Source organism: Streptomyces manipurensis, from assembly GCF_049570255.1.
Lineage (GTDB): Bacteria > Actinomycetota > Actinomycetes > Streptomycetales > Streptomycetaceae > Streptomyces > Streptomyces manipurensis.
Window position 1 is genome coordinate 7,199,053 of record NZ_CP186950.1, and the last position, 19,245, is coordinate 7,218,297.

Below are 19,245 nucleotides of genomic sequence, written 5' to 3' on the forward strand. Positions count from 1 at the left end.
TGCCCTGCATGCCCTGCGCGGACTGCCGGTCCTGCTGGTGCTCGCCGGGCACGACGTCAACGTGGACGTCACCGAGACCGAGGCCGTCTACCGGCGGCTGCTCTCCGCACCGGGCCTGCGCGTCGCCCACTATCCGGACGCCACCCACGCGCTGGTCAGGCACGCCGTGGAACGCTCGTCCCTGCTGCTGACGCTGACCGCCGTGTGCGCCCCGCGGGCCCTGTTCGCCGAGGGCTTCCTCGCGGACCAGCGGGAGTTCCTGGCGTCGCTCTGACGAGAGCGGCATCCGGGGTCCGGGGTCCGGGGTTCGGGGTCCCGTGGGGGAGCGAACGGCGCGGTGTCATGATCGTGCCATGAGTGCGCATCCCGCGGTCGCCGTCGTCCGCCGCCCCGGCCACCTCCTCCACGAGCGGGACGGCCTGCCCGCCCTGCTGACCGCCTATCACCTGAGCACCGAGGCGGAGAAGGGGTCCCCGGTCGTCGACGCGGCCGCGCTGCCCGAGCGCTACCGGGCCGAGATCCGCGCGCCGCGGACCGCGTTCGCCGCGGACACGGTGCTCCTGGCGCTCGACGGCCCGGCCGGCACCCCCGTGGGCACCGCGGTGGTGACGGCGCCGCGCGAAGGGGCCTCGGAGATCAAACGGCTCTGGACCGACCCTGCCCACCGGGGGCGCGGGATCGCCTCCGCGCTCCTGCGGGACGCCCTCGCCCACTGCGCCGACAGCGGCACGGGCACCCTCCGGCTCTCCGTGTGGCACTGGCGGACCTCCGCGATCGCCCTGTACGAGCGGGCGGGCTTCCGGGTGACCGAGGCGTGGGACCCCCGCGACGGCCTGGTCTGCATGGAGCACCCCGGTGTCCACGCGGACCCGCGCCCCGGCGCCGCGCAGGACCGGGCGGTCCGTCAGAGGCCCTGACCCGCCCGCCGCGCCCGGCCCATGGGCGGCGCCTCCACCCGGAGCGCGAGCGTCAGCTCCGTGGCGGCGTCGCGCGTACGGCGCGGCACCCGCCGCCCGGACCCGACCAGCCGGGCGGCGTCCCCCATGGCCCGCAGCGCGCGGACGGAACCGACGGCGGGCACGGCCTCGGCCAGCGCCGACAGGGCCGTACCGGCCTCGCGCCAGTCGCCCGCCCGTGCCGGCACCCGCGCCGGCTCGGCGGCGAACAGCACCCGGTAGGCGGGGCCCTCGCCCCCGGCGCGGGCCGCCCCGTACAACAGCGCGGCCGCGCCCTCCAGATGCCCCAGGGCGGCCCGCGCCAGCCCGTGGTGGCCGTCGTACTCCGGGCCGTCGAACCACCAGGCCCAGGCGGGGTCCCGTCCGTCGGCCCGTCCGCCGGAAGGTCCGCGGCGGTCCGCAGCGCCCGTTCCGCGGGCGCCTCCCGTCCCATCCGGGCCAGGGCCCGGGCCGCCCGCACCTGGAAGATGGCCGCCACCCGGCCGGGGAGCCCGGGGCGCGCCGGCACGGCCCGGGCGATCCGCAGGGACCCCACCGGCCGGCCGAGGTGCTCCTCCTGCATCGACAGCACGGCCAGCACCAGCGGTTCCACCCCCGCGGACTCCGACTCCTCCTGACCGCGCGCCAGTTCAAGGGCCCGCAGATGCAACCGGCGCGAGACGGGCTGGCATTCGGCGTCGAAGGCGATCCAGGCGGCCACCTGGAACAACTCCGCCCGTGCGGCCCGCGCCTCCGCGTCGCGCACCGGCCCGCTCCGCCCGACCGCGTAGCCCGCCTCCAGCGCCCGGCCCACCGCCCAGCGGGCCCCCACCGACACGTCGAGCTCGACCAGCCCCCGAGCCAGCGCCCGCACCTCACCCACCCCGAGCCCGGTCCCCCTCGTCTCGCTCACACATCCCCCCGGAGCCCTCACCACAGGAGCCGAAGCCGAAGCACCCCCCGCGATCATCGCAGTCGTGACCCCCGCCCGCCGACACAGGCCGGTGCTGCACACACGAACCGAGCCCTGGCACGAGGATGGCGCCATGGCCGACACCTTCATCTCGCGCACCTTCGACGTGACCACGGGCAACCGGGAGACCGTCCACGACCTGACCTCCACCTGCACCGCCTTCCTCGACGAGGTGGCGCGCGGCAGGAGCGGACTGCTCAACGTCTTCACCCCGCACGCCACCGCGGGGCTCGCCGTCATCGAGACGGGCGCGGGCAGCGACGACGACCTCCTGACGGCCTTGGGCCACCTGCTGCCGTCCGACGACCGCTGGCGGCACCGGCACGGCTCCCCGGGCCACGGGCGCGATCACGTCCTGCCGGCCATCGTGCCGCCCCACGCCACCCTCCCGGTGGTCGACGGAGCGCTGCAGCTGGGCACCTGGCAGTCCGTCACCCTCGTGGACACCAACCGCGACAACCCCCGCCGCACGGTCCGCCTGTCGTTCCTCGGGTAGCGCTCCCCGGCCGCGCCGGACGCCATCCGGCCGGCCCGGCGGGCCGGCTGAGCGGCCCAGGGGTGAAGACGTATCAATCATGACAGGTCAGAGGGCATTTTCGTAGGACCGAGAGCACAGTCGATTGCCCTTGTTCGCCCCCCTGTGCACCTTTCAGAATCACCGTCATGACTCACATGGCGCACATCAACCACGACGCGGTCCTCCGAGCCCGAGTGGCACTCCTCGGCTCCCAGACCCTGACGGCTCGACAGAAGGTGGCCGCCTACCGGGTGCTCGCGCAGGTGAGCCCCCTGGCCTATCTGCACCGGCTGCCCGAAGCGCTGTACGAGTACAGCAAGCAGGACTTCGCACACCGGCCCGACATCGCGCTGGCCCTGCGGACCGAAGGCCTCGACGCGGCACGCCTGATGTGCGGACTCGAAACGGGGCGGGCCCAGTTGCTCGTCGAGGCGCTGCACTACTACGGGGAGCAGCTGGCCCTCATGGAGCGCGCGGAGGAAGTGGACGAGGTGGAACGGGAGATCGCCGCGCTGATCGCGTCCACGGGGGCGAAGCGCCCCCGGCTGTGAGCGCGGCGGACCTCCGGGCGGGCGGTTCCGGCCGTACGGGGGTCCGCGGGCCGGGGCCGGCCGCGTCCGCCGGGATCCGCCCGCCGCGCGGGCGGACGGTGCCCTCACCAGCGCCAGGTGAGGGCCTCTCCCTCGGCCACCCGGGACCAGCGCTCCGCCGCCCGGTCCAGAGCGGCGGTGGCCAGGGCGGTCTCACGGTCGTCCAGCGGGCTGCGCCCGACGCCCCGGCCCTGGGTGCTCAGCCCCGACCAGACCCGGTAGGCCCAGTTGACGGAGAGCTCCGCCCGCATCACGGCATCGCCCTTGCGCCGCAGCACCTTCAGGCCCGAGCGGCGGTGCCGGGTGGGCTCCACCGTCTCGAACCCCTCGAACGTGGCGCCCTGCGCCATGGCCCCCCAGAACCCGTCGGTGATTCCGAGGGCGTCCTCCACCGCCGCGTGCGCGAGGTCGTGGGGGAGGGTGGGCCCGGTGGCCGCCGGCGCCAGCCGGACGTCCGGGCCCTTGCGGTCCCGTACGACGATGTCGTGGCGGCCGTCGGGGAGCTTGCGGAAGACGATGTCCATCGGGCCTTCTCTCGAGGGGCCGTCCGGGCGTGGCCGGACGGGCGCTGCGCGCCCCGGCATGGTAGGTCCGCGGATTTCCCGCCCGCGCCCGGTTTTCCCGTCCCCGGGGCCCGCGTACCCGCGCAGGCCCCGCCTCCGGTCACCGCTCGGGTCACCCGGTCCGGGTGACCCGAGTGGTGATCTCACCCGATCACGGTTTCAGTGGAGGGCGTGGTCCCACCACAGAGTGACCCCATGCTCACGGCCCGGTTCACCGCACCGGCCGTTCCCAAGCTGCTCGTCCACCGGCCCGGGCTGCTGGAACGCCTGTCTGCCGGGGTGCAGGGGCCGCTGACCCTGATCAACGGACCCGCCGGCTCGGGCAAGACGGTCCTCACCGCCCAGTGGGCGGCCGGCCGGCGGGCGCCGGGTGCTCCCGTGTGGCTGACCGTCGAGCCGGACGACGCCCCCGGCGCCTTCTGGGCGTACGTCCTGGAGGCACTGCACCGCGGCGGGGTGGAACTCCCGGCCGCGGTGGGCCGGCCGATCCGGGCCGAGGGCGTGACCCGGTCCTTCCTCGTACGCCTCGCCGAGGGGCTCGCCGCGGCACCGCGGCCGGCCGTCCTGGTCCTCGACCAGTTCGACACGGTTCGCCCGCCCTCGGCGACGACCGGGATGACGGAAGGCCTGGACTTCGTGCTCCGGCACTCCTCCGGCGGCCTGCGCGTGGTCCTCACCAGCCGGACGGACTCCCTCCTGCCCCTGCACCGCTACCGGGCCGCCGGCGAGATCACCGAGATCCGGCAGGCGGACCTCCGGTTCACCCCCGGGGACGCCGGGGCCCTCCTGGACGAGCACCGGCTGCGGATCTCCCCGGAAGGGGTACGCCTGCTGATGGAGCGCACCGAGGGGTGGGCGGCGGGAGTGCGGCTGTGCGCCCTGGCCATGCAGCGCAGCCCGGACCCCGAGGCCTTCCTGCGCCAGTTCGCGGCCGACCGGACCACCATCGCGGACTACCTGCTCAGCGAGGTCCTGGACACGCAGCCGGCGTCCACGCAGGACCTGCTGCTGCGGGTCTGCGTGACGGATCGCGTCCACCCCGGCCTCGCCGACGCCCTCACCGGACGGGACGACGGGGCCCGCACCCTGGCCGGCCTCGCCCGGGACAACGCCTTCCTGGAACGGGTGGACGCGTCCGACTGGTACCGGCTCCACCCGCTGTTCGCCGAGGTGCTCCGGGCCCACCTGCGCCAGCGCCGGCCCGGCCTGGAGCCGCTCCTGCACCGGCGGGCGGCACGCTGGCTCGCCGGGACCGGCCGCCTCACCGAGGCCGTGGTGCAGGCGTCGGCAGCAGCCGACTGGCCGTTCGCGGCGGCCCAGCTCGTCGAGGGACTGGCCCTCGGCAGGCTGCTCACGGGCCTGGAAGCCGAACCACTGGGCCGGGCGCTCGCCGCCCTGCCGGCCGAACCGGACGGACGGGCGACGGCCCTGGTCGGCGCGGCCTGCCGGATCGCCGCCCGGGACCCGGCCGGCTGCGAGGCCCGGCTGCGCCGTGCGGACGCCTGCCGGGACACCGCCTCCCCGGCGGCCGCGCTCGCCCGCGCCTTCGTCGGGGTGCTCGCCGGGCGGCTGGCCGGCGACGCCGCGGCGGCCGGACGCGCGGCGGCCGACGCCGAGCGGCTGTTCCGCGAGGTGCCGCCGGACCTGCTCGCGGAACGTCCCGAGCTCCGCGCCCTGCTCCTGGCGGCCCTCGGCACCGCCGAACTCGGAGCCGGCCGCCTCGACCGGGCCGGCACCGCCCTCACCGCCGCCGTCGCGGCCTGCGGGGCCCCGGGCACGGAATCCGCGCTGTGCGACGCCCTCGGCTCGCTCGCCATGACCGAGCTGCTCGGCGGACGGCCCGCGGAGGCGGCCGGCCATGCCCGTGCCTCGCTGGCGGCCGCGGAGCGGTACGCCCTGCCGCCCGGGAGCCGGTCCGCCCTCGCCCACCTGGTCCTGGCGGGGGTCGCCGTCGAGGAGGGCGACCTGTCCGCCGCGCGGGCCGAGCTGGGCCCCGCGGCAGCGGCCGCCGGGCCGCGCCCCGAGCGGGTGGCGCTGGTCTCCGCCGCCGTCATCGGGGCCCGTATCGCCGCCGCGGAGGGCGACGGGGAGGGAGCGCTGCGCGCCCTGCACGCCGTACGGCCCGGGGCGGGCCCGCGGTACGCCTGGGAGGCGGACGAGCTGGCCCTCGCGGAGTCGGCCGCCCACGTGGCGTGCGGCGACCCCGCGGCGGCGCTGCGGGCCCTCGACGCGGTGCCCGCCGGAGGGCCCCGGCACGCGCTGGCACGCGCCCACGCGCACCTGGCGGCCGGCCGTCCCGGTCCGGCGGCCCGCGAGCTCGCAGGCCTCCCCGGCGACGACTCCCTCCCGGCGCCGCTGCGCACCCGTACGCACCTGCTCCGGGCCCGGATCACCGCGGCGGGCGGGGACCCGGGGGAGCACGAGGGGCCGGGCGTACCTGGCCCAGTCGACCTTCCGGGCGTACCGGGCCGAGCCGACCTGCCGGGCGTACAGGGCGTCGGCGTACCGGGCGGTGCACGGCGGCCTGCGGCGGTGCCCGCCGTCCGGCCCGCCGTGGTGGAAGCGCTGACCGCCCGCGAGACCGAGGTGCTCGCGATGGCAGCGCACCTGCTCTCCACCGAGGAGATCGCCGCCGGCCTGTACGTGTCGGCGAACACCGTCAAGACGCATCTGAAGAGCATCTACCGCAAGCTCGGGGTGACCCGCCGCAGCGACGCCGTGCACCGCGCGCAGGACCTCGGCCTCCTCTGACCGCCGGGTCGCCCGCCGTGGGCGATGCCGAACCGCCGGGCCGGGCCCACCATGGCGGGGCGGGGACCGGGCCGAGACCCGGTCCCGGCGCCAGGAACCATCCTTCGGAAAGAAGTGAGTGCTCCCATGCGCTACGAGTTCCGCATCTCGGGAATCGTGCCGGACACACTCGCCGCGCTCCTTCCCGAGCTCGACCGGATCCCCGTCCGGGAGCAGACGCTCCTCCTGGGGACCGTGGCGGACGAGGCCCACCTCTACGGGCTCCTCACCCGCTTCCAGTCCCTGGGCCTGCGGGTACTCGAAATGCGGCAGCTGCCCGCCTGAGACGGCGGGGGCCGCCGCGCCCGCACGGAAAAGACCACCCGCTCCGGGTGATCACACGAAGCGTCCGCCGCACGACATTGCGAAGAGGGTCCGGCGACGTGACACCAACTGTGAGGTGAGTTCGATGGGCCAGCCGACACCGACCGGGGGGAACTGGAACACCGGCCCCGCGCCGGGCACGACCCCGATGTCCGGCGGAGGGGACGGCGCGGGCGCGGAGGTGGGAACCTTCTTCGCCGCGGTCCTCCTCGTCGTGACCGGATGCCTGGCGATCTTCCAGGGCATCGCCGCCATCGCCGAGGACGACGTGTACGCACGCCTCGGCAGCTACGTCTTCGAATTCGACCTGACGGCCTGGGGCTGGATCCACCTGATCCTCGGCATCATCGTCGTCCTCGTCGGCGTGGGGCTGTTCATGGGCTCGAACGCGGCCCGCGGCGCGGGCATCGCCCTCGCCGGCCTCAGCATCCTCGCCAACTTCCTGTGGCTGCCCTACCAGCCCTGGTGGTCGATCATCATCATCGCGATCGACGTCTTCATCATCTGGGCCCTGTGTTCGAGCTGGACGCACAAGACCACCTGAGAGGTGGGCCCGTGGGCCGACGCGGCACCCGGTACGCCCCCGAGGCGCGCCGGGTGCCGCGCGGCGCGCCCCCGGGCCCTCCCTGCGTGCGTACGAACTGGCGTGCGGCGGACGGGAGTCCGCCGCACGGCTGCCTTCACTACCTCCAAACGGAGGCGCGAGGACACCTCTTCGAGCGAACCGGGCCGTCGGGACCGGGGCGGGCGGCCGTCGGCTGCCGAAGAAGAGGGGGCGGCCCCCCTCGGGACCGTGCGGTGCTCCGGCGCCGCTGTGCACGACAAGGAGATGCAACGTGTCGCGTGTTCTGAAGAGTGCGGGTCTTGCTCTCGTGATGGGCCTGGCGGTCATCGGCGGGGCGTCGTCGGCCTCGGCGGACGCCGTTTCGGAGGGTTACGCGGTCGGTTCGCCGGGCGTCCTCTCGGGCAACGTCGTCCAGATCCCCATCCACGTGCCGATCAACGTGTGCGGCAACAGCATCAACGTGATCGGTCTGCTCAACCCTGCCGCCGGCAACACCTGCATCAACGCCTGAGGTCCTGGCACCCCGCCCGTCCCGGCCGGCGCTCAGCCCCGGCCGGGACGGGCCGTGTCCGGGTTCATGCCCGGGTCGCGGCGTCGGCCGGGAGCCACACGGCCCGTACGGCCTTGCCCGCCGCGTGCGGCCGTACCGTCACCGACGAGGTCAGCTCCTCGACGATGCCCCAGCCGAACCCGCCGCCGCCCTCCGGATCGCCGTCCCGCGGGACGGGCCGGTCGGTGCTGCGGTCGTGGACCTCCAGCACGAGGGACTCCCGGCGGCAGGTCATGTGCAGCAGCCAGTCCCCGTCCGTGTGGCGCACGGCATTGCCGAGCAGCTCGCTGACCACGAGCAGGACGTCGTGCACGTCGGCCCACGCACACCTGTCCCGCAGGAAGCGCACGGTGGCGCGGCGCGCCCGTGCGATGTCCGTACGGGCGGGGTCGAGGACCAGCATGGGAGCGGCTCCTCACGCGGGGGGCGGCGAGGAAGCGGTCCGCGGCGGACTGCCGCGGAGGACTGCTTCCAGCGTCCCAGTCGGCGCCCTTCCCGACATCGGCTTTTCGGCCGACCGGCGGCCGCCGGCCCTCGTCCGCACCGCCGATACGGACCCCGGCCGTCCGCAGGACCGGCCGCGGGGCCCCGGACCGGCCGCGGGGCGCCGTGGTGCCCGTGCGAGGCTTGTCGGGCAACCGGGAGGAGAACCATCATGCACACGCCCAGCAGGCCCGAAGACCTCGACCGGCCCGAGCTGTTGTGGACCAGGGCGGTGACCATGGCGCTGCTCGACGTCGCCACCTCCCGCAGGAGCGAGTTCGCCCTCGACGGCGACGGCCTGTGGTGCCACGCCACCGGCGCCGGAGGATGGTGGCGGCTGACGGTCCTCGACGCGGGGCGCGCGGTGTTCTGCGGCCAGGACCCGGACGGCAGCCGCACCCACGTCGGCGGTGAACAGGTCGACTTCCTCGCGGGCGGCCCCGACTGGCTGCCGTGGGAACTCCTGAAGGAGGACGCCTCGGGCAACCTCTTCGGCTTCGTCTACTGGTGGGAGGACGGTGCGTGGCACCGGATCCCCTATCCGGCCGAACTGGACGACGACGGACTGGACATGGCCGCACCCTGGGCGGGCTCGCACGAGGAGTTCCTGGCGCTCACCGTGGACTGCTGCGACCCGCCGGCCGGCCACAGGGGCGCCCTCGCCGAGGCCGTCGGGCGGTTCGCGGCGCAGGTGGGGGAGGGCACGGTGGACGCCGATGCGGTGGCGGCCCTGCTGGCCCCGGCCCGGGCCGACGACCGGCCCGAGCCGCGGCTCGACGTGGCGCTCGACCTGGCCACCCGGGCAGGGGTCCTGGCCTGACGCGGTGGCCCGGCGCGCCGGGCCTTGCGCGGCGGCCTGACGCGCCGGGTCGACGTGCCGGCCCGCCGCGCCGGGGCCGGCCTCACTTGAGGGCGGCGAAGGCCTTCGTGAAGGCCAGCGGCTCCTGGAGGATCGAACTGCACGTGGCGTCGGCGTGGTTGACGGCGCCCGCAGCGCACTGCTTGTCGCGCGTCGCGGACCACATCGCCAGCCGGCCGATGCCCTTCGACGCGGCGAAGTCGACCAGCTGCCGGGCGTCCTCGACCGTGAACACCTCGCTGACCACGTCGTTCACACCGATCATCGGGGTGATGGCCACGGCCTTCCACGCCGCCGCGTCCGACAGCCCGAGCACTCCCTTGACCTGGGCCTGGGTGGCGGTCGCGGCCTGGATCGCGTAGAGGCCCATGTCCCCGGAGTACGCCGGTCCGTAGTCCATCGCCATGATGTTGACGGCATCCACCCGGACGCCGTTCCTCTTCGCGTCGGCGAGCAGGGCCACCCCCGGCGGGGTCAGACCCTCCGGCATCACGGGCAGGGTGAAGGCGACGTCCAGGCCCGGGTGGGTCTTCTGCAGCCGGGCGATGGCCTGCGCGCGGCGCGTGTTGGCCGCGGTGTCCGGCAGCGCCGCGCCCTCGATGTCGAAGTCGACCTTGGTGAGCCGGTAGTGGTCGACGACCTTCCCGTACGCGGCGGCCAGATCGTCCACCGTCGCGCAGTTCAGGGCGAGTTCGTGGCCGGCTGCCCCGCCGAAGGACACCCGCACGTCGCCGCCCCGGGCGCGCAGCGCCCCGATCTGGGCGGCGACCCTGTCGTTCGCGAGCTCGGTGGTTCCGCCCCACAGCGGTGCGCAGCTCCCGCCGGAGGTGATGAAGGCGAGGTGGAACTCCTTCACCCCGGTCCGGGTGGCGGTGTCGAGGAGGTCGTACGCCGGGTACAGCGAGGTGTCCACGTACGGGGCGAACCGCGCGCCCACACCCCCCGGGGCGGTGCTGGTGCTCGGCCGCGGGGCGGGATTGGTGCTGCCGGTCGGCGCCGGCGAGGTGGGGTCCGCGGTCGGCGCGGCGGTCACGGTCGCGGTGGGCCGGGCGGTGGGCGGCACCGTCGCGCCCTGGTCCACCGAGCACTTCGTCCCGTTGACCAGGCACCCGCTCGGGTCGCCGGGAGTCCCGGACCCGCTCACGACGAAGCCCACGGTGACCGAAGCCCCGGCCGCCAGGCGGCGGTTCCAGTCGGCGGGCTTCACCGTGACGCGCCGGCCGGAGACCGTGTGGGTGCCGTTCCACAGCGAGTCGATCCGCGCTCCCGCCGGCAGGTCGAACCGGAGCGTCCAGTCCTCCTGCACCCGGCCGGTGGTGTTGGTGATGACGTACTGCCCGGTGTATCCGCCGCTCCAGGAACCGGACTTGGTGTAGGCGGCGCCGACGGTGCCGGCCTGGGCCGTACCGGTGAAGGCGAAGGCCGCGCCCCCGATCACCGCCGCCGCCACGACGGCTCCGGTGATCTTCGCCGTACGGCTCGTCGTGCGCCGGTGACCTGCTGTGCTGCCCATCGTGTGCCTGCCTTTGGTGACTGGGAAGTCGGGGATGCGGCAGCACGCTAGCCGCACCGAAACGGACATTCGTTCGTTTCGGTGCGGCCGTGAGGAGTCTTAGGCCCCGCTTAAGGGAGGGGAAAGCGGGGGATCAGGTTCAGCCGTGGGCGGTGTCGATGACGCAGAAGCGGTTGCCCTCGGGGTCGGCCAGCACCACGAAGTCGGGGTCCTCCGGGTAGGAGTCCCAGTCGATGTGCCGGGCGCCCAGGGACAGCAGTCGCTCCACCTCGGCGGCCTGTTCGGCCGCGTCCGCCGTGTACAGGTCGACGTGCACGCGGGGCCGTTCCTGCACGGGGCTGACGCTGCGGCCCAGCGCGATGCCCGGTCCCGCGCCGTCGGAGGGGACCAGGACGGTCCAGTCCTCGTCCACCTCCCCGTCGCGCGGTACGTAGTCCAGCGCGCGGCTCCAGAACTGCGCGGCCCGCCGTACGTCGGCGGCGCCCATCACGATCGTCCCCAGGATCAGCATGATCCGATTCTGACAAACCGCGCCGGGCCGGACACCCCCTACGGTCCCGCGGGCCGCCGGAGCGCGACCATCGCGGCGTCGTCGCCGAGGGTGTTCCCGTCGGCGTGCGCGAGCAGGTCCGCGCAGAGCCGGTCCAGCAGCGCCTGTGGGGTGGTCCCGGAACGCCCGGCCGCCATCCGCTCGGCCAGCGGGTAGAAGGCGCCTGCGCCGTCCCGGGCCTCCAGGACGCCGTCCGTGTACAGGAGCAGGACGTCGCCCGGCTCGAAGGGGAACGTCTGGGCGGTGACCTGCGCGGCGACCAGCCCGGCGAGTCCCAGCGGGGGCGCCGGCCGGGCCACGTCGAGGCCCAGCACCGTGCCGTCCGGACGCAGGCGCAGCGGCGGCGGGTGCCCGCAGCTGACCAGCCGTACCACCTGCTCGTCGTCGGGGATCTCCAGGACGGCGGCGGTCACGAAGCCCTCGCCCCGGTCCCCGCCACCGTCGAGGTCCGCGCGGACGGCCGCCTCCAGGTAGTCCACCAGGCCGGTGAGCGCGGGCTCCTGGTGAGCCGAGGCGCGGAAGGCGCCGAGGACGAGGGCGGCGTCCCCGACGGCCTCCAGGCCCTTGCCGCGCACGTCGCCGATGATCAGTCGCGTCCCCGTCGCCGTACGGGCGGCCGCGTACAGGTCGCCGCCGATCCGGGCCTCCGCCGCCGCGGCCAGGTACACGGAGGCGACCTCCAGCCGCCCGAGGCGGTCCGGCAGCGGGCGCAGGACCACCTGCTGTGCGGTCTCGGCGACCGTGCGCAGCTGGACGAGCTCCCTCTCGTGGACCTCGCGCAGGTGCGCGAAGAAGGTCACGAACACGGAGATCATGACGAGCGCGATGATCTGGACGGTGTGGTTCAGGTCGGCCATGTCGGTCCGGGCCCCCGCGACCACCACCTGCGCCAGTACGGCGACCAGCCCCACGAAGCCGGTCATCCGGGGCCCGGCGAACGAGGCCGTGACCGCGGGCGCGGCGGCCAGGAACGGCCCGAGGTGCACCTCCGGCGGCGAGAGGACGTCGGCCACCGTCACCAGGGCGATCAGCGCGAACGGGACCAGCAGCTGCCAACGGCTCACCCGCCGGGACCGGTGGCGGCGTGTGAGCGACGCCAGGAGTTCCATCCCTCCTGCATACACCGCCCGGGGGCCCCGCGCCCGAAGCCGGGCCGCCGCCGACCGGTCCCGCTCCCGGGGGGGAGCAGGCCGGGCCGGGGCGGGAAGCGGAGAAGCAGGACGCGCCGGAGCAGGACCGGCAGGAGCAGGGCTACGGCCTGCGGCGCGGCTTCCCGCTCTTCGCCCCCTTGGCGCCGCCGGAACCGCCGCGCGGGTTCTTGCCCGCCGACCTGCCGGACGCCGACCCGCCGCGGGCCGGCTTCCCGGACCCGGCCCCGCTCCCGCCACCGCGCCGCGCACCGGCTGCGGAGCCACCGCCCGCCTCCGGGGCCTTGCGCCTCGCCTTCGCCTTCGGCTGTGGCGGGGTCGGACCGCGGCCGCGCGTGCTGTTCACGGTGCGCCCGCGGACGATCCCGATGAACTCCTCGACCAGGTCCGGGGTGGTCTCCTCCTGGGCCCAGGACAGCGCCACCCGGGAGGCCGGGGCGTCCGCGACCGGCCGGTAGGTGAGGTCCCTGCGGTGGTGGAGGCGGGCCAGCGACTGGGGCACGACCAGCACGCCGATCCCGGCGGCGACCAGCTCGATCGCGTCCGCCGTCGTGGCGGGCCGCTCGAACGCGGGCCGCCCCGGGAGCTCCTCCCAGGCGAGGGTGTCGTCCAGCGGGTGCAGCACGATCTCGTCGGCGAGGTCGGCGGTGACGGCCTCCTCCACCGCCGTCATCAGGTGGTCCTTGGGGACCACGACCACGGTGGTCTCGGTGTAGAGGGGGATCGCGCTGAGGTCCGTGCGGTCCACCGGCAGCCGGACCAGTCCGGCGTCCGCCTCGCCGGAGCGCAGGAGTCCGAAGGACTCGGTCGGGGACACCGGGACGAGGGTCAGCGGGACGTCGGGCAGGCGCTCGTTCCAGACCCGCACCCATTTGGCAGGTGTGACCCCGGGGACGTAGGCGAGCCGGAACGCGTGGGGTACTTCGGAGCCTGTCACCCCGCAAGGTTACCGGGCGTGGTCGGAAGGGGCGCACACGCTCGAATACCCTTGACACCATGACGTCGCACCAGAACACCCAGACGATGAAGCCCGCGACCGCGGCGAAGAAGCTGGGCGTGTACCTCGAGGCCACCCCCGCAGAGTTCCAGGAGGGTGTCGTCTCGCGCAGCGAATTGAGTGCGCTCCAGGCCGATCCGCCGGAGTGGCTGCGGGAGCTGCGCCGCAACGGACCGCACCCCCGTCCGGTGGTCGCCAACAAGCTGGGCGTCTCCATCGCGGGCCTGGCCCGCGGCGGGGTCACCGAGGCACTGACCACCGAGCAGATCGAAGCGCTGAAGCAGGAGGAGCCCGAGTGGCTGCTCCGCGAGCGCACCACCCAGGCGGAGGTCCGCAAGGAAGCGGTCCGGATCAAGGAGAAGAACGCCGAGCGCGCCGAGAAGGCGCGGGAGCGCAGCGCCTGAGCCGAGCCGCTCCGCACTGCCGCGCCCGCCGTCGGGCCCGTTCCCCTGCCCTCAGGAGAGCGGGCCCGACGGCCGTTTCCGTCGCCCAGTTCGTCCATGCGCCCAGGCTGGCGACCGCGGCGCCGGCCGACACGGAACGATTCCGCAGTGCGCTGCGTCAGGCGGTGTCAGGCGGTCACGGCCTCCTGCCGGGTCTCGTCACGGCGGCCGGAGGCCGCCGCCGCCCGCGAGGTGAAGAGCGAGTCGGCCGCGAGGGCCCCGGGGCCGGTGAACACCAGCAGCAGGAAGGCCCAGCAGAACATCGCCGAGGCCTCGCCGCCGTTCTGCAGCGGCCAGAGGGCGTCGGGCTGGTGCACCGTGAAGTAGGCGTAGGCCATGGACCCGGAAGCGACGAAGGCGGCCGCCCGGGTGCCCAGCCCGAGGAGGACCAGGCCGCCGCCCACCAGCTGGATCGCGGCGGCGTACCAGCCGGGCCAGGTGCCGGCGGCCACGGTGCCGCCGCCGTGCGCGCCGCCGAGGACGCCGAAGAGGGAGGCGGCGCCGTGCGAGGCGAAGAGCAGCCCGGTGACGATCCGGAACAGGCCGACGGCGTAGGGGCGGGCACGGTCGAGACGTGCGTACATGGGGAGGGCTCCTTCGGGTGGGGGGAGGGGTTCCGAAGTCGTGCCGGAAGGTGCGAGCGAAGAGCGGGAGGAGCAGGGGAGCGGGGGAGCACGAAGAACCGCAGAAGTGTGGGAAGAGGGGGAGGAACGGGGAGCGAGCCACAGGTTAGGTAGGCCTAACCCACCTGGCAAGCCCGAGTTCCGGCCACGGAACGGCGCGTTCTGACGGCGCGTTCCGACAGCTGGTGTCGTCCGCCGGCGCCGCGCCGGTCGGCCCAGTGCACTGGCGGCGCGCCCACCCGTGGGTTCCGCTGGTGCGGTGAGCATCGTTCCCGGTCCGGGCTGGTGGGCGGGGCTCCCGCCGGCGGCGGGAGCCGCCGTCATGGCCACCGGCATCCTCTCCGTCGCCCTGGAGCTGACCGGCCACCGGGCCGTGTCGCTGGTCGCACTGGTCCTCGCCGTCGCGCTGTGGCTCGTCCTCGCCTTCGACTTCGGCTCCCGGCTGCTGTCGGACCGCGGGCGGTTCCGCGCCGAGGCGGACACCCCCGCCGCACTCACCGCCGTCGCCGCCACCACCGTCGTCGGCACCCGGCTCTCCCAACTCGGCTGGCAGAGCGCGGCCGCCGCGCTGCTGCTCCTCGCCGCGCTCCTCTGGCCCGGACTGCTCCTCAACGTCCTGCGGCACTGGCGGCGGCGCATGCCGGGCGGCGCCTTCCTCGCCAGCGTGGCCACCCAGGGTCTCGCCCTCCTCGCGGCCACGCTCGCCACCGTCTGCCGAGCGGACTGGCTGGCCCGGGCCGCGCTCGTCGCCTTCTGCCTGGGGCTCGTCCTCTACGTGGCCGCCTTCCTGCGCTTCGACCTGCACGAGGTCGTGGGCGGCGCCGGCGACCACTGGGTGGCGGGCGGGGCGCTCTCCCTCTCCGCGCTGGCCGGATCCAGGCTCACCGCCTCACCCGTGTGGACGGGGCAGGTCCACGCCACCCTCCGCCTGGTCACCCTCGTGGCCCTGGCCCTGTCGCTCGTCTGGTACGCCGTCCTCCTCGCGGCCGAACTGCGCCACCCCCGGCCGCGCTACGACATCCGCCGCTGGGCCACCGTCTTCCCCCTCGGCATGACGGCCACCGCCTGCCTCTCCGTGGCCGGCCCGGCCGGCCTCCCTTGGCTCGTCCCCCTCGGCGAGGTCCTGATGTGGATCGCCGTCGGCGCCTGGCTGCTGACCGTCGCCGTCCTGCTCTCCGGCGCGGCCCGCCCCACCGCCGGGCGCCGCTGACCCGCTCCGCCGACCGGGCGCCGTCCGCTCCCGCCGTCCGCACCGCCGTCCCGTGGCGGGGCCGTGCCCGGACCAGTAGGGTCCCCGGCATGGCCTACACGTTCCAGGTGACGATCGACTCCGCCGACCCGCACCCGCTCGCCGACTGGTGGGCGGACGCCCTCGGCTGGGAAGTGGAGCCGAGCGACGAACCGTTCATCCGCGGGTTGATCGCCGCGGGCCACGCGACCGAGGACGACACCACCACGCACCGCGGGGTCCTGGTCTGGAAGGCGGGCGCCGCGATCCGCCACCCGGAGGGGCTGGAGGGCGCACCCCGGATCCTCTTCCAGTTCGTCGAGGAGCCCAAGACGGTCAAGAACCGCGTCCACCTCGACGTCCGCACCGGCTCGGACGATCCCGCGGCCGTCGTCGAACGCCTCCTCGCCAAGGGTGCCAAGCACCTCCACGAGGGCCGCCAGGGACCCAGCGTGTGGACCACGCTCGCCGATCCCCAGGGCAACGAACTCTGCGTCTCCCACTGAGCGCCCCGGGCCGCGGCACATGAACGTCCTCCTCTTCGGCGCGACCGGGATGCTCGGCAGGAGCGTCCTGCGCGCCTGCCTGCGCGACGACTCCGTGGCGGGCGTCCTCGCCGTCGGGCGCACCCCGCTCGGCGTCAGCCACCCCAAACTGCGCGAGCGGGTCCAGGAGGACCCGTCCGACCTGACCGCGGCCTGCGTGGACCCCGCCGCGTTCGACGCCTGCTTCTTCTGCCTCGGCGTCTCCTCCGTCGGCCTGCAGGAGGAGGAGTACCGGCGCGTCACCCACGACCTGACCCTCGCCGTGGCGCGGCCGCTGGCCGCGGCCAACCCCGGCATGACCTTCGTCTACGTGTCCGGCCAGGGCACGGACAGCACCGCCCGGGGCCGCACCATGTGGGCCCGGGTCAAGGGGCGGACCGAGAACGACCTGCTGGAACTGCCCTTCCGCGCCTACATGTTCCGGCCCGGCTTCGTGCAGCCCCTGCCGGGCGCGCCGTCCAGGACCCGGCTCCACCGGGTGCTCTACGCCGTCACCGCTCCGCTGGTCCCGCTGCTGCGCAGGCTCTCCCCGGACCTCGTCATCACCTCCGAGGCCTTCGGCCGCGCCATGATCGCGGTTGCCACCCCCGGCACCGAGATCCCCGGCCACATCCTCCGGCCCGCCGACATCAACCGCCTCGGTGCAGCCCGGACCAGGCATAATTGACTACCGGCACACCCTCCCGCACGTGAGAATGAGCCGTCTCATACCGGGAGGAACCCATGAGCCAGGCGACCCTGACTCTGCACGACCTGCTGCCCGCCCAGGCGCTGGCCGACTCGATCGACGCCGGGTACGTGACCCGCAAGTCACACCCCGAACTGCCTCTGTCCATCTACACGTACTCGCGGACGGCACAGTACGAGCGCGTGTGGAACGAGGTCACCACGCGGTGCCGAGGACTCGTCGCGGACGACACCACCGGCGCGATCGTCGCCCTGCCGCTGCCGAAGTTCTTCAACGTCGGCGAACACGAGTCGGGCCAGCCGTACGCCCCCGCGCTCCCCGACGAGCCGTTCGAGGTGTACGACAAGGTCGACGGCAGCCTGGCGGTCGTCTTCCACTACGCGGGCCGGTGGCGGGTCGCCTCCAAGGGTTCCTTCATCAGCGACCAGGCCACCTGGGCCCAGCGCCGGCTCGACGGCCGGGACACCACGGGGCTGCGTCCCGGCACGACCTACCTCGCCGAGATCCTCTACCCGGAGAACCGCATCGTCGTCGACTACGGCGACCGCCGCGACCTCGTCCTCCTCGCCGCCTTCGGACCCGACGGCACGGAGGTCCCGCTCACCGAGGCGGCACCCCACTGGGAGGGCATCGGCTCCGTCGTCACCGTGTGGCCCGCCATGCCGCTCGACGAACTGGTCGCGCTGACCGAGTCCAACACCCTGCCCGGCGGCGCCGCCGCGAACGGCATGGACGCCGAGGGCTTCGTGCTGCGCTTCGCCTCCGGCGTGCGCGCCAAGGCCAAGCTGACCGAGTACGTACGGCTCCACAAGGTGCTCACCGGCGTGACGGCCCGTGACATCTGGCGCGGTCACGGCATCCAGCGCTTCGCGGGCCTGCCCGCCAAGCAGGTCGCGCAGGGGCTGAACTGCACCGTCGCCGACATCGAGGCCTCGGGCGGCAAGCCCCTCGACGCCCTGCTGGAGCAGGTGCCCGACGAGTTCGACCACTGGGTGCGCGAGGTCGTCGCCGGCCTGGAGGAGGCCGCCGCCGGCCACGAGCGGGCGATCGACGAGGCCTACGCCGGCCTCGCCCACCTGACGGCCGACCGGGGCGCGTTCGCCCGGGCGGTCGCGCAGCTGCCCGACCGTTCCGTCCGGCCCGCGATGTTCATGCGGCTCGACGGCCGGCCGACCGAGCTGACGACCTGGCGACGGGTGCGTCCCGAGACCGCCGGAGCGTTCGTCACCGACGAGGAGAACGGCGCCGGTTCGGAAGGGGGCGGCACCGCCCCCGCGGCGCGGCGCGCACCCGCCCCGGCCGCGGTGCCCGCCCCGGCCGCGGTGCCCGCCCGTACGGCGCAGGCGACGCGGCCGCCCGCGCCGACGGTGGAGCGTGCCGACGGCCCCGCGCCGGAGGACCGGCTGCCCGTCGTGCACGTCATGACCGGCCTGCCCGCCTCCGGCAAGACCACGGCCGCGCGCGCCCTGCAGGCCGAGTCGGGCGGGCGGATGCGCCGCGTCAACCTCGACGACCTGCGGGCCATGCTCGACCTGCCGGACCCCGGGCGGGCCCGCGGCTTCGCCCACGAGCAGACCGTCCTGGCGATCCAGGACGCGGCCGTCCGCGCGGCCGTGGACGGCGGCTTCGACGTGGTCGTCGACAACACCCACCTGACCAAGCACATCCCCAAGCGGCTCAAGGCGGCGGTCGCCGGACGCGCCACGTTCGTCGTCCACGACTTCACCCACGTCCCGCTGGAGGAGTGCCTGCGCCGGGACGCCGCCCGCGAACGCCAGGTCGGCGAGGAGATCATCCGGATCCTGGCCGACAAGCACCGCAACGCCCGCAAGGGCGGCTGGCGGCTGACCGCGGAGTGGCTGAACGGCGCCACGGGCGCGGCCGCGGCCACCCCCGTGACGGAGTACGTCCCCGATCCGGCGCTGCCCACCGCGGTGATGTGCGACATCGACGGCACCCTGGCGCTGACCGGCGACCGGGGCCCCTACGACTTCACCCGCTGCGAGCTGGACCTGCTCAACGTGTCGGTACGGCAGGCCCTGGACGCGTTCCGGCGTGCCGACGGCGACACGATCGTGCTGCTCTCCGGCCGGAGCGAGGAGTTCCGCCCGCAGACCGAGGCGTGGCTGCGACGCCACGAGGTGCCCTACGACGAGCTGTGGATGCGTGCGAAGGGGGACACGCGCCGCGACGACGTGGTCAAGGCGGAGCTGTTCGACGCGCACGTGCGCCACCGCTACGCGGTCCGGGTCTCCCTCGACGACCGGGACCGGGTGGTCGCGGTGTGGCGCCGGATGGGCCTGCCCACCTGGCAGGTCAACTATGGCGACTTCTAGCGGGAAGCTCCCCGGCCGGCTCCGG

Annotated in this window: 22 protein-coding genes; 14 read left to right on the forward strand and 8 right to left on the reverse strand. The window is 74.8% G+C overall.

What is annotated here, in order from left to right; all coding sequences use genetic code 11:
- Positions 1–37 precede the first annotated feature (37 nt).
- Positions 38–274: a hypothetical protein gene (locus tag ACPU2J_RS32750; protein ID WP_423835057.1), complete on the forward strand. Its 237-nt coding sequence runs from the start codon at positions 38–40 to the stop codon at positions 272–274.
- A 79-nt stretch (positions 275–353) separates the two neighbouring features.
- A complete protein-coding gene (locus ACPU2J_RS32755) occupies positions 354–917 on the forward strand; it encodes a GNAT family N-acetyltransferase (protein ID WP_423834671.1) in 564 nt (187 codons plus the stop codon).
- On the opposite strand, the gene ACPU2J_RS32760 is transcribed toward ACPU2J_RS32755, so the two are convergent.
- Positions 905–1,216, reverse strand: a complete 312-nt coding sequence (locus ACPU2J_RS32760) for a hypothetical protein (protein ID WP_423834672.1) — start codon at positions 1,214–1,216, stop codon at positions 905–907. The two genes, ACPU2J_RS32755 and ACPU2J_RS32760, sit on opposite strands and share 13 nt — an antisense overlap.
- A 765-nt stretch (positions 1,217–1,981) precedes the next feature.
- Here ACPU2J_RS32760 and ACPU2J_RS32765 point away from each other — a divergent pair.
- Together ACPU2J_RS32765 and ACPU2J_RS32770 are read left to right on the forward strand one after the other, a co-directional pair.
- Positions 1,982–2,404: a secondary thiamine-phosphate synthase enzyme YjbQ gene (locus ACPU2J_RS32765; RefSeq protein WP_361607270.1), complete on the forward strand. Its 423-nt coding sequence runs from the start codon at positions 1,982–1,984 to the stop codon at positions 2,402–2,404.
- Positions 2,405–2,571: 167 nt separating this feature from the next.
- Positions 2,572–2,976, forward strand: coding sequence for a hypothetical protein (locus ACPU2J_RS32770; RefSeq protein ID WP_420078399.1), 405 nt, complete (start codon positions 2,572–2,574; stop codon positions 2,974–2,976).
- 104 nt (positions 2,977–3,080) lie between these two features.
- Here ACPU2J_RS32770 and ACPU2J_RS32775 read toward each other — a convergent pair whose 3' ends face one another.
- Complete coding sequence (locus ACPU2J_RS32775; RefSeq protein ID WP_365135573.1) at positions 3,081–3,539, reverse strand: hypothetical protein; 459 nt, start codon at positions 3,537–3,539, stop codon at positions 3,081–3,083.
- Positions 3,540–3,773: 234 nt separating this feature from the next.
- Here ACPU2J_RS32775 and ACPU2J_RS32780 point away from each other — a divergent pair, with 234 nt between their 5' ends.
- The 4 genes from ACPU2J_RS32780 (at position 3,774) to ACPU2J_RS32795 (ending at position 7,768) form a co-directional block, all read left to right on the forward strand.
- Positions 3,774–6,329 (forward strand): LuxR C-terminal-related transcriptional regulator, encoded by a 2,556-nt coding sequence (locus tag ACPU2J_RS32780; RefSeq protein WP_423834673.1) that lies wholly within the window; start codon positions 3,774–3,776, stop codon positions 6,327–6,329.
- A gap of 126 nt (positions 6,330–6,455) precedes the next feature.
- Positions 6,456–6,653: a hypothetical protein gene (locus ACPU2J_RS32785; protein WP_361608190.1), complete on the forward strand. Its 198-nt coding sequence runs from the start codon at positions 6,456–6,458 to the stop codon at positions 6,651–6,653.
- 124 nt (positions 6,654–6,777) lie between these two features.
- Entirely contained in the window at positions 6,778–7,236 is a 459-nt protein-coding gene (locus ACPU2J_RS32790) for a DUF7144 family membrane protein (RefSeq protein ID WP_420078396.1), read from the forward strand.
- A gap of 292 nt (positions 7,237–7,528) precedes the next feature.
- Entirely contained in the window at positions 7,529–7,768 is a 240-nt protein-coding gene (locus tag ACPU2J_RS32795; RefSeq protein WP_361602494.1) for a chaplin, read from the forward strand.
- A 64-nt stretch (positions 7,769–7,832) separates the two neighbouring features.
- Here the strand turns inward: ACPU2J_RS32795 and ACPU2J_RS32800 are convergent, their stop codons facing one another.
- The gene (locus ACPU2J_RS32800; protein WP_420078395.1) at positions 7,833–8,210 is read right to left on the reverse strand and encodes an ATP-binding protein; all 378 of its coding nucleotides are present in this window, start codon (positions 8,208–8,210) and stop codon (positions 7,833–7,835) included.
- Positions 8,211–8,462: 252 nt separating this feature from the next.
- Here ACPU2J_RS32800 and ACPU2J_RS32805 point away from each other — a divergent pair, with 252 nt between their 5' ends.
- A complete protein-coding gene (locus tag ACPU2J_RS32805; RefSeq protein WP_420078394.1) occupies positions 8,463–9,110 on the forward strand; it encodes a hypothetical protein in 648 nt (215 codons plus the stop codon).
- Between the two features lie 82 nt (positions 9,111–9,192).
- On the opposite strand, the gene ACPU2J_RS32810 is transcribed toward ACPU2J_RS32805, so the two are convergent.
- The 4 genes from ACPU2J_RS32810 to ACPU2J_RS32825 all read right to left on the reverse strand — a co-directional run bounded on the left by ACPU2J_RS32810 (position 9,193) and on the right by ACPU2J_RS32825 (position 13,297).
- Positions 9,193–10,662 carry a cellulose binding domain-containing protein gene (locus ACPU2J_RS32810; protein WP_423834674.1) on the reverse strand — a complete coding sequence of 490 codons (1,470 nt, stop codon included), beginning with the start codon at positions 10,660–10,662 and terminating at the stop codon, positions 9,193–9,195.
- Positions 10,663–10,801: 139 nt separating this feature from the next.
- Entirely contained in the window at positions 10,802–11,173 is a 372-nt protein-coding gene (locus tag ACPU2J_RS32815) for a VOC family protein (RefSeq protein WP_423834675.1), read from the reverse strand.
- Positions 11,174–11,211: 38 nt separating this feature from the next.
- Positions 11,212–12,321, reverse strand: a complete 1,110-nt coding sequence (locus tag ACPU2J_RS32820) for a PP2C family protein-serine/threonine phosphatase (protein WP_420078391.1) — start codon at positions 12,319–12,321, stop codon at positions 11,212–11,214.
- A gap of 142 nt (positions 12,322–12,463) precedes the next feature.
- Positions 12,464–13,297, reverse strand: a complete 834-nt coding sequence (locus ACPU2J_RS32825; protein ID WP_423834676.1) for a LysR family transcriptional regulator substrate-binding protein — start codon at positions 13,295–13,297, stop codon at positions 12,464–12,466.
- 59 nt (positions 13,298–13,356) lie between these two features.
- Here ACPU2J_RS32825 and ACPU2J_RS32830 point away from each other — a divergent pair, with 59 nt between their 5' ends.
- Entirely contained in the window at positions 13,357–13,761 is a 405-nt protein-coding gene (locus ACPU2J_RS32830) for a DUF5997 family protein (RefSeq protein WP_361602375.1), read from the forward strand.
- Between the two features lie 167 nt (positions 13,762–13,928).
- Here the strand turns inward: ACPU2J_RS32830 and ACPU2J_RS32835 are convergent, their stop codons facing one another.
- The gene (locus tag ACPU2J_RS32835) at positions 13,929–14,384 is read right to left on the reverse strand and encodes a DoxX family protein (RefSeq protein WP_420078389.1); all 456 of its coding nucleotides are present in this window, start codon (positions 14,382–14,384) and stop codon (positions 13,929–13,931) included.
- Between the two features lie 298 nt (positions 14,385–14,682).
- Between ACPU2J_RS32835 and ACPU2J_RS32840 the strand changes: the two genes are divergently transcribed.
- From ACPU2J_RS32840 to ACPU2J_RS32855, 4 genes are all read left to right on the forward strand, one after another.
- Positions 14,683–15,633 (forward strand): hypothetical protein, encoded by a 951-nt coding sequence (locus ACPU2J_RS32840; RefSeq protein WP_389075289.1) that lies wholly within the window; start codon positions 14,683–14,685, stop codon positions 15,631–15,633.
- An 89-nt stretch (positions 15,634–15,722) separates the two neighbouring features.
- The gene (locus ACPU2J_RS32845; RefSeq protein ID WP_361602383.1) at positions 15,723–16,157 is read left to right on the forward strand and encodes a VOC family protein; all 435 of its coding nucleotides are present in this window, start codon (positions 15,723–15,725) and stop codon (positions 16,155–16,157) included.
- Between the two features lie 19 nt (positions 16,158–16,176).
- Positions 16,177–16,863 (forward strand): epimerase, encoded by a 687-nt coding sequence (locus tag ACPU2J_RS32850; RefSeq protein WP_423834677.1) that lies wholly within the window; start codon positions 16,177–16,179, stop codon positions 16,861–16,863.
- A gap of 56 nt (positions 16,864–16,919) precedes the next feature.
- Positions 16,920–19,220, forward strand: coding sequence for an RNA ligase (locus ACPU2J_RS32855; protein WP_423834678.1), 2,301 nt, complete (start codon positions 16,920–16,922; stop codon positions 19,218–19,220).
- The last annotated feature ends 25 nt before the right edge of the window (positions 19,221–19,245 follow it).